5 protein-coding genes (1 of these 5 running past the window's edge) are annotated in these 16,690 nt (G+C 71.0%); 4 read left to right on the forward strand and 1 reads right to left on the reverse strand.

Annotated elements, in window-relative coordinates:
• On the forward strand, positions 1-12,481 hold the 3' portion of the coding sequence (locus tag AC25YV_RS00815; RefSeq protein ID WP_488121925.1) for an LPXTG cell wall anchor domain-containing protein. Its footprint begins 17,372 nt before the window's first position; only the last 12,481 of its 29,853 coding nucleotides appear in the window; the start codon falls outside the window, past its left edge; the stop codon is at positions 12,479-12,481.
• 34 nt (positions 12,482-12,515) lie between these two features.
• The gene (locus AC25YV_RS00820) at positions 12,516-12,956 is read left to right on the forward strand and encodes a nitroreductase family deazaflavin-dependent oxidoreductase (RefSeq protein ID WP_488121926.1); all 441 of its coding nucleotides are present in this window, start codon (positions 12,516-12,518) and stop codon (positions 12,954-12,956) included.
• A gap of 54 nt (positions 12,957-13,010) precedes the next feature.
• Here the strand turns inward: AC25YV_RS00820 and AC25YV_RS00825 are convergent, their stop codons facing one another.
• Positions 13,011-14,489, reverse strand: coding sequence for an NCS2 family permease (locus tag AC25YV_RS00825; protein WP_488121927.1), 1,479 nt, complete (start codon positions 14,487-14,489; stop codon positions 13,011-13,013).
• Positions 14,490-14,604: 115 nt separating this feature from the next.
• On the opposite strand from AC25YV_RS00825, the gene AC25YV_RS00830 reads away from it, so the two are divergent.
• Positions 14,605-16,065: a cell division protein PerM gene (locus tag AC25YV_RS00830; RefSeq protein ID WP_488121928.1), complete on the forward strand. Its 1,461-nt coding sequence runs from the start codon at positions 14,605-14,607 to the stop codon at positions 16,063-16,065.
• A gap of 4 nt (positions 16,066-16,069) precedes the next feature.
• Complete coding sequence (gene purN / locus AC25YV_RS00835) at positions 16,070-16,678, forward strand: phosphoribosylglycinamide formyltransferase (RefSeq protein WP_488121929.1); 609 nt, start codon at positions 16,070-16,072, stop codon at positions 16,676-16,678.
• Positions 16,679-16,690: the final 12 nt, after the last annotated feature.

Raw genomic sequence — 16,690 nt, forward strand, 5'->3', positions numbered from 1 at the left:
GGCCGATCCGGTCGACATGACCCTGTTCGCCGGAGCGGTCGGGGCAGCAAGCACCGCGGGCGTCGGCCTGTCCTCGGTCGTGTTCGTTCGGACGGGCATCGTCGATGCCTATGTCGGTCCCGACGCCCTGCTCTGGGCCCGCGGCGCGACGGGTCTCGTCCTCACGGCGTCGCAGAGTGAGGACCTCTGGCTCGTCGCGGTCGGCGGTGCCGCCGGCGGCACGGCCGGCGCGGCCGGCGCGGCGACGGTCGGCGTGCAGAGCAACACGACGCACGCGCACCTCGACCGTGGAGTGACCCTCGACGGCGTCGGGGGCGGTACGGCGGGCGCACGGATCGCGGCGACCGACGCGACGACGCTGCGCGGCATCGCGGGACAGCTCGCCATCGGCGGAACGGCCGGGGTCGGCCTCGGTGCCGACATCCAGGTCGTCGGCAAATCGACGCAGGCGTGGATCGCGCCCGAGGTGCTCGTCACGGTCGACGGAGACGTCACGGTCGATGCCACCTCGAACGAAGAGGTCACGAGCGTCGCGGCCGGAGCAAGCGTCGGGGGCACCGCCGCGGTCTCCGCCAACGCGACCGTTTCGGTGTACACGATCATCACCCGGGCATTCATCGGTGAGGTCTGTGGTGCGTCGACCGTCACGGAAGCCGCGTGCGGCACTTCGCGGTCGATCGTCGTCGCGGGGGGCAGCGCACGCATCGCCGCCAACGAGATCCTGACGATGGACATCGTGTCGGGCTCTGTCGCGGCGTCGGGTACGGCCTCGGTCGGGCTCACAGCGGCGGTCCCCGTCCTGAACAAGACCACGGCCGCCTTCGTCGGAGACCTGTCGCGGGTCACGGCACTCGGCGGCGGCGCAGGCCTGACCGCGGCGGGTCCGTTCCGGATCGACTACATCGACACGCGCTTCGCCCCGCAGGCGGCGATCATCGGCGGCAACCAGCTCGACCTCGGCTACGCGCACGGCATCCGCGACGGCGAACGCGTCTCGTACGATGCGGGCGGCGGCCAGCCGATCACGGGTCTGACCCCCGGTGCCACGTACGTCGCCGTCGTCGACGCTGCCTTCCCGACGCGACTGCGGCTCGCGCTCACGCCGGGCGGCGCGCCCATCGCGCTCGCCTCGCCGGCGCGCCCGGGTCAGTCCCACCGCATCTTCGCGACCGACGAAGCGACCGTGCCCGGCCGGTTCGCCCCTTACTTCACGCCGTCGACAGACGTCGACGGCGGCAGCAACATCGTGCACCTGCCGTACGACATGCCCGAAGGCGACGCCGACTCGACCAGCGGCGGCGGCGGGACGCCACTTCAGACGGGCGATGCCGTCGTCTACACGGCGAATGGCGGCACCCCGATCGGCGGACTCGTCGACGGCGGCGTGTACTACGTGGTCATGACGGGCCCCGACAGCTTCCGGCTCGCCGGCACGGCGTGCGACGCGCGGCCGACGGGCGACGGATGCGGCGGGGGAGCGGTCTCGACGATCGACCTCAACCCGGGTGTGGCGACCGGTCGCGCCCACAGCTTCGTGCGGCAGGGGATGCAGCCTCCCGGAGACCCCGCGCGCATCACGGGCAAGCGCGTCATCACGCAGGCCCCCGGCGCTGTCTTCGGCGTCGCCATCATCGCGAACAACAGCGACGAAGTGCTCGCCGTCGGTGCGAGCGCCGCGGTCGCCGCGACCGCGGGAGTCGGCGCGGCGGGCAACGTCAACGTCGTGACGTCCGACACCGACGCGTTCGTCGGTCGCCAGGCCCGCATCAACGACGACAACACGGGCGCGGCGGCGTGGCAGTCCGTGACCGTCGCCGCATCGGGCGACTTCCGTCAGTTGATGATCGCGGCGGGCCTCGGCGGGGGCATGGCGGGTATCGCGGTGAACGCCGCGGTCGACATCGTGAACCTCGACGTCGATGCCACGATCGGCGACGGTGCGGTCGTGCGGGCAGCCGGAGACGTGTCGCTCGAGGCGCGGAGCGCGCAGGAGGTCGTCGCGGTCGCCGCTTCGGCCGGTGCCGGCGTTGCGGGCATCGCCGTCGCTGTCGCAACGATCGTCGTCGACAGTCACACTTACGCCCGCACCGGCCAGTCGGTCGTGATCGACGCGGGCAACAACGTCCTGGTCCGCGCACTCGACGCGACATCGCTCACGGTCGCCTCGGGCGGCATCGGGGTCGGCTTCGTGGGAGGTGGCGCGGGTGTCGCCGTTGTCGTCTTCACCAAGGACACGCGTGCGTCGATCGGCGCCTTCAACACGGTCGAGGCCCGCGCGCGCGGCGGCTGGGCGATGAGCGGCATCCCCGTCGGGACCGCGACCGACGCCGGCTTCCCCACGGCCGCGCAGAGCGGCCTCGCCGTCGTCGCGACCAGCGAGCAGGACGTCTTCGGCATGGCGATCGCCGCCGGCGGCGGGTTCGTCGGTGTCGCAGGCGCCGTCAACGTCACCCTCATCACGGGCTCCACGGTGGCCCTCATCGACGCCCGCAGCGTGGTCAACGCCGATCGCGCCGGTGCCGGGGCGGCGCAGTCGGTATCGGTCACGGCGGCCGACCGCACCGACACATTCACCCTGGGCGGCGGGCTCGGCGCGGGCTTCGTCGGCGTCGCCGGTGGCGTCGACATCGGTGCCATCGACGTCTCGGCCGGCGCGGGCATCGGTGATTTCACGACCATCAACGCGCGCGGATCCATCCGCATCCAGGCGATGTCGATCCGCAGCATCCAGACATTCGCGCTCAGCTTCGGAGCCGGCGCGGTCGGCGTCGCGGGCTCGGTCTCGGTCTGGGGCGCGGGCGTCACGCCCTCGGGCTCGTACGACGACGGCGGCGGCGCGCAGGACGGACTGTCCTCAACCGAGGGCACCCCCCAGGGCCAGGCCGATCAGTACGCCTCCGGCACGGGATCCGAAGGCTACGGCTCGATTCTCAACGGCGCGCAGGACTCGTCGGGAACGAGCACGGCGGATCGCAAGCAGCAGGGCCTCGCGTCGGCGCAGGCTGGCATCGCGGCGGCGACGCCGGGCGTCGGCATCGTCACGAACCGCTTCTCGAGCGTGCCCGCCGTGCGCGGCACGACGAGTCGCATCGGCACCGGCGCGGTGATCAACGCCGGCGGCGACGTCACGGTATCCGCCGTGGCCCGCGACAGCTTCTTCGCCGTCGCGGGGTCGGCGTCCGGTGGCATCGGCGCGGTCGGGCTCTCGCTCGTCGTCGCGAAGCTCACCTCGGTCATCGATGCGGGCATCGCCTCGCGTGCCGTCGTCACCGCCGGCGGAGGCACCGCGGTGCGGGCCGAGACCCGGGAGCGCACCGAGGCCGTCGCCTTCTCGGGGCAGCTCGCCGGAGTCTCGGTCGCGGGTCAGATCGTCGACATCGACACCGACGCGCGCCAGACGGCGCACATCGACGACGGCGCCGCCATCCCGGCGGCGGGGGGCACCGTCTCGGTCACCGCTCACGCCGACCGTCGTGTCGCCCCCACGGTCATCGGCGTCGCGCTCGCCCTCGGTGCGGTCGGCGCCGCCGTCGCACTCGGAGAGGTGCGCGGCGACACGGTCGCCCGCATCGGAGCAGCGCCGCTGGGTACCGGAACCACCCCCGTCGGAGCGGTCGCCGTCTCGGCGACATCCGTCATCGAGGTGCCCGTCATCGCCTTCTCGGTCTCGGGCGGTGTCCTGGGCAGCCTCACCGGTGTCGGCGCGGCGGCGCAGATCTCGGGGCGGACAGCCGCCGAGTTCGCGGGCACAGCCCGCGTCGCGGGCCGCGTTCAACTCGTCGCCGACGCGCGCAACACGGTGAACACCGAGACGTACAACATCCAGACGGGTGCCGTGACCGTCGGCGTCACATTCGCCCGCGCGACGGTCTCGCGCGCCACGACCGCCCTCGCGGCGCCCGGGTCGTGGATCACGGCGGGCGGCGCGATCGCGATGCGCGCAACGAGCCGCAACCACACCGGCGCCAGCATGGGCGGCGGCAGCCTCGCGGGCATCGCGGCGCTGTTCATGAACCCCGTCGCCCGCGTCACCGGCGCGACGCAGGCGCGCTTCGCGTCCGATGTCGCGGCATCCGGATCGCTCGTCGTCGAGGCCCAGGGACAGAACCAGGCGCGCGCAGATGCGCTCGTCGCGAGCATCGGCATCGGGGGCAGCGGCCAAGGCGTCGACGTCCAAGCCGTCGTCGCCGAGAGCGCCTCGGTGCGCGCATCGATCGACACGGGCACCGTGTTCAGTCAGGGCCTCGTCGCCGTGCGCGCACGCATCCTCGAAGAGGGCGGATCCGGCAACCTCGCGACCGCCACGGTGCGCGGCGTGTCGGGCGGGCTCGTCTCGCTCGGTGTCTACGTCGCCAGCGCGCTCCTCGAGGGCGCGACGACGGCCGAGCTGTCGAGCACCGTCGGTGGGTCCGGGGCGGTCGAAGCTCGCGCGGAATCCCGCGCCGACGCGACAGCAGAGAGCTGGACATTCGGCGTCGGGCTGTTCCAAGCGTCGGGGTCGGTCGTGAACGCCGAAGTGCGGGCGTCGGCGCGCACGTACGCGGCGATCCTCTCGCCCGTGTGGTCGGCGGGCGGCACGACGGTCGCAGCCATCGCGGCCAACGGCGCGAGCGCCGAGACGGATGCCGCGAGCATCGGCTTCATCAACCTCGGTGTCACGATCCCCACGGCCCTCATCGGAGCGGCGACCACGGCCGAGCTGCGGGGGGGCCTGGTCGGAAACGGACTGTCCGTCCAGGCGCGCGGCACGAACACCGCCCGCACCGCGGTCGACTACGTCTCGATCGGCTTCATCGACGGCGGCATCGGCGGTGCGACGGCGGTGGTCCTGAACTCGGCGGCCGTCACGGCGCGCGTGGATGCGGGCAGCGCTGCGGTGCTCGCGGGCTCCGGCGCCGTCTCGGTCACGGCCTGGTCGGCGCACTCGGCTTCCGCAGACATGCGCAAATCGACCGCCGGTGCCTACACGATCGGCGGACTGCTGCCGATCGCACGGGTCGAGGCGGCAACGTCGGCGTCGTTCACGGCGCCGAGCGCCCAATCCGGGGCGTTCACGATGGATGCCTCCTCGCGCAACAGCGTCGACGCGACAGCACGGCTGCTCTCGCTCGCGATCGTCGGGGTGCGCGGCACGGTCGCCACCGCCACCATCGAGCAGTCGGCCGCGACGAGCGCGGACGTCGCCGCGCAGGTCGTCCTGTACGCAACCGGCATCGTCGCGGTGCGTGCCGAGAACCGCGCCGGAACCCACGCCAGGGCAGACATCGACAGCGCCGGCGGCGGCCTGATCGACGCGGGGATCTTCGCGGCGTTCGCCTTCACCCGGGCCCCCGTCACGGCAGCGTTCGACGGCGTGCTCGGCTCGTCGACGGGCGTGCGGATCGCGGCCGCCGGCGGTACGACGGTCACCGCGACGATCCAGGCGCTCTCGGTCGGTCTCGGCTCCATGACCGGCAGCGTCGTATCTGCCGATATCTACGAGCAGGCCGCCGTCACCGCGCGCTTCGGTACGGGTGCCCTGGCGACCTCGGGCACGGTGCAGGTCGCGGCGACGACGGTCGACGCGGCCACCGCGGCCACCGACCTGGCCTCGGGTGGCCTCGTCGTGGGCGCCGTCTCGGTGCCGACGTCGCGCATCGCGAACGCGCTCACGGCCGACTACTCGGCACGCCAGATCGGCGGCACGGGCATCGCGGTGAGCGCCGACGCCACGCGCACGGTGCACACGACCTCGGGTTCGATCTCGTTCTCGCTCATCGGTGCCGCACACTCGTCGGGAAGGGCGCTCATCACCAACGGTGCCGTGACCCAGGCCCGGGTGCGCCCCGGCGCCACGATCAATGCGCCGTCCGCCGCCGTCTCGGTCACCTCGCACGCCGTCAACACCGCGACGGCCGAGGCCGGTGGCATCAACGTGGGTCTCCTCCTCGCGGCGACGACCGCCGAACCTCTCGCCTGGATCGACGCACGCGCCCACGCGCACATGCAGGCGTGGATCGGCGGAGCCGGTGCGAACGGCGCAGGCGCGGCATCCCTCGTCGTCGACACCCACTCGCAGGATCAGGCCGAAGCGTCGCTGGTCAACAAGACCGGCGGCACCATCGCGATCGGCACCGGCAAGGCCGTGGCGCAGGTCACCTCCGTCGTCGAGACGATCGTCGGCAACGCGCAGCCGATCGCCATCAGCGGAAACGTCGTCATCGGCGTCGCGGAACAGCCCGTGTCGCGCTCGTTCGCACGCACCCTCGGCGCGGGTGGACTGGCGATCTCGACGAACGCGGCGAGCGCGGTCACGAACCCGACGGTGCGGCTGTCGATCACGCCGAGTACGCACCTCGTCGCGGGGGGCACCGTGACGCTGAACGCCCTGCAGAACTCCCTCACGCCCGCGGTTCCGCCCGGCCTCGTCTTCGACGCCGTCACCGGGGTGAACACCGCGAACGACACGATCCGGATCACAGGTCCGCACGGGCTCCAGACCGGCGGCAGCGTCACCTACACGCCCGGGGCGGGCAGCGTGATCGGAGGCCTCGCCGACGGCAGCCGCTACAACGTCATCGTCGTCTCGGTCGACACGATCCAGCTCGGGTCGACCTTCGAGGGTGCCCAGATCGACGCGGCATCCGACATCATCACCTTCGGCCGCACGACCGACAGCGGGTTCTCCGAGCTCCCGCACCAGTTCGTCGAGGGGCAGCGCGTCATCTACTCGTCGCTCTCGTCGCCCGCCGCCTCCGGACTCGTCAACGGTCGGGTCTATCTCGTTCACGTCATCGACGAGTTCCGCATCCAGCTCATCGACGCCGCGACGCCGCAGGCGCCCGTCGAGTTCACCGGTGGCGACATCGACACCGACCGGATCGGGGCAGTCAACGACTACGTCGACGGACAGGCGGTGCAGTACCTCGGGCCCGACGCCCGCGCCACGTTCACGAGCAACCGCGTCGACATCGTCGTCGATGCCAAGGGTGCTCCGGTGCGGGTCGGCGGCCCCGGCACGCCGTACCAGACGGAGGACAACAACCGCATCGCGCTGCGCAACCACACGTTCACGACGGGCCAGCAGGTCATCTACCGCGCGAACGGCGGCGCCCTCGGGGGCCTGTCGAACAACACGCCCTACTGGGTCATCGTCGTCGGACCGCACGAGATCCAGCTCGCCGGTTCGTACTGCGAGGCCGTAGGGACGTGTGCCGACCCCGGCGATCCCGACCTGCTCATCCCCGTCTCACCGCGCCCGCTCGTCGGCAGCGCCGACCCCGCGCTCATCGGGGTGGGCCATGGCCTCTATCTGCCGGGGCAGCAGCCCATCGAAGGTCTGGAGCACGGTGCCCGCTACTACGTGTACGACCGCACCCCCACATCGTTCCGGCTCTCGCTGCTGTCCGGTCCGCTCGCCGGGCTCGGGGCGCTCACGATCACGGCCAACGGCAGCGTCGGCACGAGCAGCGTCGTCCCCGCTGTCGTCGACCTCGGCGGCGGAACCGCCGCGGGGTCCGTGCACGCTGTGATCATCGATCTGCTCTCGACGGGCACGGGCACCCAGACGCTTCATTCGCAGCCGTTGACGCCGACGCTTCCCGGGGGCGGAGTCTTCTCCGAGGCCAAGGTGTACGGCAGCGGGGTCGGATTCATCTCGTCGACGGCGAGCCGTCCCTCGGCGAGCTACACGGCCAACCTCGAGCTGACCGTCGGCGAGAACGCCCGCATCCACGCCGGCGGCGACATCACGATCGGGGCCACCTCGACCGCGTCGGCGTTCGTCGACGCCTCGTCGGCCGGTCTCGGCTTCGTCGGCATCGGGTCCTCCCGAGCCGTCGTCGACGCGACGGCGAACACGACGGTCTGGCTGCGCTCGGGATCCGACGTCCGCTCGACGGGCGGCAGCGTGCGGATCGCACCCATCACCGTCGTCGCCGGCAAGGCGATCGCCCAGTCCACAGCGGGCGGGTTCGGACACGGCGTCGATTCCCAGACGCAGGGCCGTCTCGACCTCACGGCCCGGACCATCCTCGATGGGCACGTCGTCGCGTGGAACGACATCGACGCACGGTCCACGAGCGCGATGCAGGCCGACCTGATCGCTTCCGCTTCCGGCTCGTCGTTCGCCGGCAGCTCCTCATCGGGGGAATGCGATTCGCCGGGCTGCCACCTCGAGGCACAGAACCACGGCACGACCCTCACGGTGGGCGGCGGCGCGTACCTCGAGGCAGACAATCTTCGCCTCGTGGCCGAGCTGATCTCCAGCAGGCTCAACGTCGAGAACCGCGCGAAGGGCTCGGGCGCGTTCGAAGACTCCGACGCGCGTTCCGACGCGAGCCTCCATTCCCTCGTGCGCGTGCAGCTGAATGCCCCCGCCAAGATCGTGGGCCGGCAGAGCGTCACGATCACGGCGCAGCACCGCGGCGTCGAGGTCCGCGCGTACGCGCGGGCCAGCTGCAGCTGCTTCGGCGGAGACAGCGATGCGGACGCCTACGTCCTCTACGACGCCCGCTCGAGCGTCGTCGCCGACGAGGGCGTGCGTATCCGCACCTCCGCCCTGCTCGTCCAGGCCCTCCACCAGCTGATCTCCACAACGCCGCAGGCCTCGACGGGCGGGGGCTTCATCGACTTCGGCGGGTCCAGCAACAGGATCGACAACTTCCGCCATCGCACGATCGAGTGGAACGCGGACGTCGTGCTGCACGCCGCCAATCCGACGCTCATCATCGACGCGTCGGGGCGAATCGTGAAGAAGTACGCCGTCACGGTGCGCGATCTGAACGGCGTCGTCTACAACGTGGGTGCCGTCATCCCCGTCGGCCAGACGATCATCGTCGACCCGACCGAGAACACCGGGGGCGGAACGGCCCGCTACGAGATCAACAGCACGACGGGCTCCGTGATCGGCATCCTCACGGGTGACCGGGGAACCCTGCAGGTGCAGAACACGTTCGACGTCGTCCGACTACACAACCACTCCGACCGCGACATGCGGATCCACGACATCAGCGTCGCGAACATCGACGGCGTCGGCGCGACGGTCGACGTCGCCGCAGAGAACAGCGCAGCGTTCCGGTTCCACATCGGGCGCCCCATCTTCATCCCGACCTTCGTCGACATCGCCAACTGGTGGAACGCGGGACGGGCCGACCTGCAGCTGCACGGTCGCATCGACAGCCCGATCGGCACGACTCGGATCATCGCCGAGAACGGCGACATCGTCGCAACGGCTGCCGGATCGATCCGCACGAACATCGCCCAGCTCTACGCCGAGCGCGGCACGATCGGTGCCGTCAACGCCGGCGTTCGGGCGCCCATCACGATCGTGCTCGTGCAGAGCGACTACCTCATCGACGACGTCGACCCGACGCGCCTGGTCGAGCTCATCGCCGATGCGCGCGATGACGTCGTGCTCACGGTCACCTACAGTGCCCGGATGCCGGTGGGCTCGCCGTACGCCGACACGATGTTCCGGCCGGTGCTCGGCCCCATCCACGCGGGCAGGAACATCGACATCCTGGTGCACGACAGCGCGTTCGGGGCGGATGCGCCGCCGCTGACGTCCTACCTCGTCCAGGTCAACGTCACGCAGCCGCCGAGTGTGACGAACGTGCCGCCGTCGGGGCTCTACCACACGTACTTCCACCCCGACCCGGGCCCCTGGCCGGGCTTCACCGACCCCGTCCTCGTCGCATGGGGCACAGCGAACGAGCTGCGCGACAGCGCGTACACGTTCGGCGACCTGCGTGCGGGGAACGACATCGTGGTGCGGCATCCGTCGACGGCGACGACGATCTCGTTCGACGTCTTCTCCGACGTCGACGCGACGCTCGTCAGCATGCGCTTCCCCGAGATCTCCTACTCGGCACCCGACGGCGACGGCGAGATCACGCTCCACACGAACGGCGACATCTCCGTCCTCGAGCTGATCGGCGATCTGAGGGCCGGCACGATCACCTCGACGGCGCAGGACGTCTGGCTGCAGACCGCCGAGAACACCGCGTCGATCCTCGACGACGGCACGATCGACGACGGCACGCCGCGCGTCGCGGGCCGCGACATCACGCTGGCCGCCGGACTGGTGTCCGGCCGCATCGGCGGTCCGGCTGCCGAGACGCCCGACTTCCTCGAGATCCACTCGTCGCTGGCCGAGCGCGGTCGCGTCAGGGCGTTCGCCGCGGGCGACATCCTGCTCGACCAGGTCGGCGGATCCCTCTTCGCGCATACCGTCTCGTCGTCCGCGGGGGATGTGGCGCTGCGCACCCGTGACGGCGGCATCTTCTCGGACACTGCCGGCACCGTGACGCGCATCGTCGGGCGCAACATCGACCTCATCGCCGTCGGCGGCGCGATCGGTGCAGACAGCCCCGACCGTTCGCTGGACCTGGTCGTGGACACCGCAGTCGGCGGGCGCCTGTACGCGCACTCGCACTCGGGGATCGTCACGGGTGTGTTCGTGACGGAGGCGACGGGGGCTCTCTTCGTCCTGCGGGCAGAAGCCGACCAGGGAGACGTGCGGCTCACCGTGCCCTTCGTCGAGGGTGGCCCCGACGAGAGCCTCTTCATCCTCACCGAGGGACGCACGATCGACGGGCTGACTGAGGTGACCCAGGGCCGGGTCGTCGCGGGCGGACATGTCACGCTGCTCGTCGCTCAGGACGTCATCGCGCCCCTGGGCACGGTCATCCAGGGCGAGACCGTGACGATCCGCGCGTCGTTCGGCAAGACGCTCGCGAGCCAGGGTGGATCGCTGCTCTCCTTCGCCGGCGAGGTCACGGGACACGCGACACAGATCTTCGGGGGTCGCGGCGACGATGTCTTCCTCTTCGACTCGACCGTGCTGGGCGGGCACACGATCGTCTACGGCGGTGCCGGGAGCACACCGTCGAGTGAGGACGGCGACGACGCGTTCTTCGTCCTGCGGCTCGAGACGATGACCGGCACCCACATCGCGGCCCCCGGCGATGACTTCGCCGGCACCGAAGTGCGCGACGCGCTCGTGCTGTTCGGTCTGTCCGGAGACAACCACTTCCACATCCAGACGTGGGGCGGCGACGACGACCTCGGCCACGACTACCGCATCATCGTGCGCGGCGGGGGTGTGCGGGGTGGGTTCAACACGCTCACCATCGACGGCACGGATGCGCCCGACCTCTTCCTCTTCCGCGGACTCGCCGCGATCGCAGAGCACCCCGACAGCAAGCGCCCCGCGTTCGTCGCCCACGTCAACGCCGATGCCGGCACGGTGGAACGCATCTCGTACGACGGAGGCATCAACCAGCGGGTCACCGTGAACGGTCTCGCGGGCGACGACGTCTTCGTATTCGACGACAACAGCGCCGTCACGACGGTCTACGGCGGCGAGGGGAACGACACGTTCATTGTCGGCCAGTTCTTCGCTGCGCCGCGTATCGAACCCGACGTCCAACCCGGCGACGGCATGCAGACGTTCGAGACGGAGTTCGGTCACGGCAGCCGCGGGATCACCTTCCCGGCCGTCCTGTACGGCGGCGCCGGCGATGACACGTTCATCATCCGTGGTCACATCGCCGAGCTGCGCGTCGAGGCGACGACGGGCGCCGACACCTTCCACCTTCTCGCTGTGCGGCTGCTCGACGGGACCTACCGCGCGAACGGCCTGCTCTCTCTCGACGGCGGCGCGCAGACGTCGACGGTGACGGTGTACACGGCGGGCCCCGCCTCAGGCATCGTCGCGACCACCAAGGCGGTGTCCGGGGGCGGACTGCGCGGCGATCTGTACTCCGTGAAGGCGCCCGTCGTCGTCGGCGCCATGGCGCCGGCGGTGCCCTTCGCCCTGCCCGATGAGGACGCTGCACTCCCGGCACCGCTCGTGATCCCGGTTCCCCCGCGTGACGGTGGGACGGGCGAGGTCATCGTCGTGGAGTCCGACGGGTCGACGACGCTGAAGACCGGTGTCAAAGAGACCGACAGCTACACGATCGCGCTCGGCACTGCGCCGACCGCGCGGGTCTACATCACGATCTCGGCGGCGTACGCGGGCGGGACACCGTACGCACAGATCTCGATCGACGGCGGGCTGACGTTCCACGACCAGGTCATCCTGATCTTCGAGGCGGGCGAGACCGGGCCCAAGACCGTCATCGTGCGGCTCGTGCCGACCGTCGACCCGCACCCCTTCCCGGTGCGGGCGTTCCCCTCGCCCGAGCCGGGTCCCGGCATGGTGGTCGAGACCGTGAGCCACGTCTTCTCGAGCGACGACCCGCTCTATGATCACGCGGCGGCGCGCAACGTGTACATCAACCTCGTCCGCGAGGCGGACCCCGTCGATCCCGTCGATCCCGTCGATCCCGTCGATCCGATCACCCCGGACGACGGCGCCGACGGCCAGCCGGCCGGAGGCGCGGCGGCAGACCGTCTGCCCCAGACGGGCGGCAGCGACCTCACCGGATGGCTGCTCGTGAGCCTGCTGCTGTTCGCCGGCGGCGCGGCCCTGCTCCTGCGCCGCCGCCGGGCCTGATCGCCTGCGGGGGGAACGCCGTTACCCTGAGGTCATGCCACTGACCGGAGAATACAAGCCGTCCACCTCGGAATGGGCTCGCACCCAGGCTGAGACGTACGAGGCGAGCGGGGGTGCCGAGGCGAACGAGCTGCGCGGCATGCCGATCATCGTGTTGACGACCCTCGGTCGCAAGACGGGCGCCCTGCGAAAGACCGCGCTCATGCGCGTCGAGCACGAGGGGCGCTACCTCGCCGTCGCCTCGATGGGCGGCGCGCCGAAAGAGCCCGCGTGGGCAGGCAACATGCGCGCACACGACCGCGTCGAACTGCAGGACGGCGCCGTCACGCGCGACTACCGCGCCCGGGAGCTGACCGGCGACGAACGCGCTGCATGGTGGGAGCGCGCGGTCGCGGTGTTCCCCGACTACGCCGCGTACCAGGAGAAGACCGACCGCCTGATCGCCCTCTTCATCCTCGAGCCGATCGAGGACTGATCCGGACACGCAGAAGGCGGGGTGCCACGGAGGCACCCCGCCTTCTCGGATCGATCAGCCGCCGAGGATCGCCTCGACGGGACCGCGTGCGAAGTACACCAGGAACCCGGCTGCGACGATCCACAGCAGCGGGCTGATCTGCCGGGCCTTGCCCGAGAGCGAGCGCACGATCACCCAGCCGACGAAGCCCGCGCCGATGCCGTTGGCGATCGAGTAGGTGAGCGGCATGACGGTGACGGCGAGGAAGACCGGCAGCAGTACCGAGAACTCCGAGAAGTCGATGTACTTGATCTGCGACATCATCAGCGCGCCGACGATGACCAGCGCAGCCGAGGCGACCTCGGTCGGCACGATCGACACGAGCGGCGTGAAGAACATCGCGATGAGGAACAGCGCACCCGTCACGACGTTCGCGAAGCCCGTGCGGGCGCCCTCGCCGATGCCTGCGCCGGACTCGATGAAGACGGTGCTCGACGAGCTCGACGTGAGACCACCCGCGACGGCGCCGACGCCCTCGACGATGAGCGCCGACTTGATGCGCGGGAAGTCGCCCTTGTGGTCGGCGAGGTTGGCCTCTTTCGACAGGCCCGTCATCGTGCCCATGGCGTCGAAGAAGTTCGTGAAGACGAGGGTGAACACGAGCATGAGGGCGGCGAGCGCGCCGATCCGCTCGAACGAGCCGATGAACGAATCGGGGGTCACCTGACCGAGGAGCGACAGGTCGGGCCAGCTCACGACGGATGCCGGCAGCTCGGGGACGGACAGGCTCCAGCCGCCCGGGTTGAAATCGTCGCCGGCGAACATCGGACCGATCTTCCAGATCGCCTCGACGATGACGGCGACGACGGTGCCCGTCACGAGGCCGATCAGGATGCCGCCCTTGACCTTGCGGGCGACGAGGATGCCGGTGAGCAACAGCGTCGCGACGAAGATGAGCGTCGGCACGGTCGTGACAGACCCGTCCACGCCCAGGCCCACGGGCGGCGATGATGCACCGGTCGAGGTGACGAACCCGGCGTTGACGAAGCCGATGAAGGCGATGAACAGGCCGATGCCGACCGTGATCGCGAGCTTCAGCTGGATCGGGACGGCGTCGAAGATCATGCGGCGCAGGCCGGTCGCCGCCAGCAGCACGATGATGAGGCCGTTGATGACGACGAGGGCCATCGCTTCGGGCCACGTGACCTGACCGACGACGGACACAGCGAGGAACGAGTTGATGCCGAGGCCGGCCGCGAAGGCGAAGGGCAGTCTCGTGACGAGGCCGAACAGGATCGTCATGACACCGGCCGTCAGCGCCGTGGTCGCCGCGACCTGCGTGAACCCGAGCTCGTTCCCCACGACGTCCGGAGCGCCGGACAGGATGATCGGGTTGAGGATCACGATGTAGGCCATCGCGACGAAGGTCACGACACCTCCGCGGACCTCTGCTCCGAGCGTGGAACGACGCTTGGTGATCTCGAAGAAGCGGTCGAAGCCGTTCTTCGGTGCCGGATCTGTGATCTCGGGCGCGGACGAGGGGGCTGATGTCATGTCGGGGACCTCCTCGGACAAGATAGCGGCACCCAGACGGCAACCGCATATCCGGATGCCACGGCGGGCGCGCCGACCGAACTCACAGGGGCGCCGTGGGTAGGGTCGACAGCGCATGCATCGCCTCATCGTCGCCATCCTTGCCGCGGTCGACGCTCTCATCGCGGTCGCCGTCGGGCTCGCCGTCGTCCTCGCATCGCTGACGCTCCTCTGGGCTGTCGGGGTCGGGACGGGGGCCGATTGGGGTGCGCTCTGGCCCGCGAGCGCGACGATCTGGCAGCTCGGTCATCTCGTGCCCGTCGAGGTGGTGCTCGCCCCCGACTACCTCGCTGAGACAGGCATCGATCCCGCGGCCGCCGCCTTCACGATCTCGCTCGCACCGCTGGCTTTCGCCGCCTTCACCGCCGTCTTCGCCGCCCGCTCGGGGCGGCGGGCATCGCAGTCGGGAGCGTGGGTCACGGGGCTCCTGACGGGCGCCGTCGTGTTCACCGGGGCGACCGTGCTCATCGCACGCACGAGCCACGGCGCGCTCGCCGAGGTTCAGCTGTGGCAGGCCGTGCTCTTCCCCGCGCTCGTGTACGTCGTGCCCGCCTTCGTCGGCGCTCTCGCGACGGAGTGGAGTGAAGCCGGTGACGGCGTCATCGCGAGGGTGCGCGACCGTGTCGAAGCGCTCCCCGACGGGTGGGGCGAGGTGCCCGGCGTGATCGCACGCGGGACGGCGGTCGTCGGCACGGGACTGCTCGGACTCGGCGCGCTCGCGACAGCCGCCGCCGTCGCCCTGGGCGGAGGCGAGATCATCGCGCTCTTCGAAGCGTCGCACGTCGACGCCTTCGGGGCGAGCGTCATGATGCTCGCGCAGCTCGCCTACCTGCCGACGCTCATCGTGTGGGCGATGTCCTTCCTCGCCGGGCCCGGATTCGCCATCGGAACGGACACGGTCATCGGACCGGCCGGCACCCAGACCGGCATCCTGCCGGGCATCCCCGTGCTCGGCGCGATACCCGAATCCACGACGACGTGGCTGCTGCTGCTCGCGCTGCTGCCCGTCGCGCTCGGCGCGTTCGCGGGCTGGATCGCCCGCTCCCGGCTCGCCGAAACCCGCGGTCCCCGGCTCGATGACGGGCACGACCCGTTCGGGGCACGGCTCGCCGCCGCGGCGGGCATCGCCGTCGGTGCCGCCGGCGTCGCCGCTCTGCTCGCGCTCCTCGCATCGGGGTCGATGGGGCCCGGAGCCCTCGCGCACTCCGGCCCCGAGCCCGGCCCGCTCGCGCTCGCGGTTGGGCTCGAGACGGCGCTGGGGGCGGGCATCCTCCTTCTGGCGCCGCGGGGCCGCGGCCCGGGGCGCGACGTGCGGGAGCCTTCGGTCATCGAGTCGTCGACCGTCGCTCGTTCGGCGAACGCCGCGATCTGGGCGGACTCCGCGACCTGGTTCGAAGACGAACCCGTGACGGTCGCCCCCGCGACGGACGACCCTGCGACGGGCCCGGAGACCGGGGCGGACTCCGGGGTCGGGGACGCAGACGAGTCCGTGACCGAACCGCTGGACCGGCTCCCCCCACGCCCGCCGCTAGACTGACGGCGTGCTCACGGTCGCCGTTCTCATCTCGGGCACGGGGTCGAACCTGCGCGCCCTGCTCGACGCCGCCGCCGATCCCGGGTTCCCCGCGACGATCGTCGCCGTCGGTGCCGATCGAGAAGCGCCCGGGTTCGCGCACGCCGAGGAATACGGGATCCCGACGTTCCTCGTGCCGTGGCAGAGCTACGACTCGCGCGAGGAGTGGGGCGCCGCGCTCGGCGAGCAGCTCGCCGTGTGGAACCCCGACGTGGTCGTGTTGAGCGGCCTCATGCGGCTGCTCCCGGCCTCACTCGTCGAGCAGTGGGAGCCGCGCATCCTGAACACCCACCCCGCATACCTGCCCGAGTTCCCCGGCGCGCACGGCGTGCGTGACGCCCTCGCCGCCGGAGTCACGCAGACCGGCGCGAGCGTCATCGTCGTCGACAGCGGCATCGACACCGGCCCGGTCCTCGCGCAGGAGCGCATCCCGGTGCACGTCGGCGACGACGAGCATTCTTTGCACGAACGCATCAAGCCCGTCGAACGGCGGCTGCTCATCGACGTCGTGCGTCGCATCGCCACGGGCGACCTCGACCTCGCCGCCCTGCGGCGCACCGCCGAATCCACCCCCTGACGACCTACCGAG

The sequence above is a fragment of the Microbacterium sp. Y832 genome, from assembly GCF_057669765.1.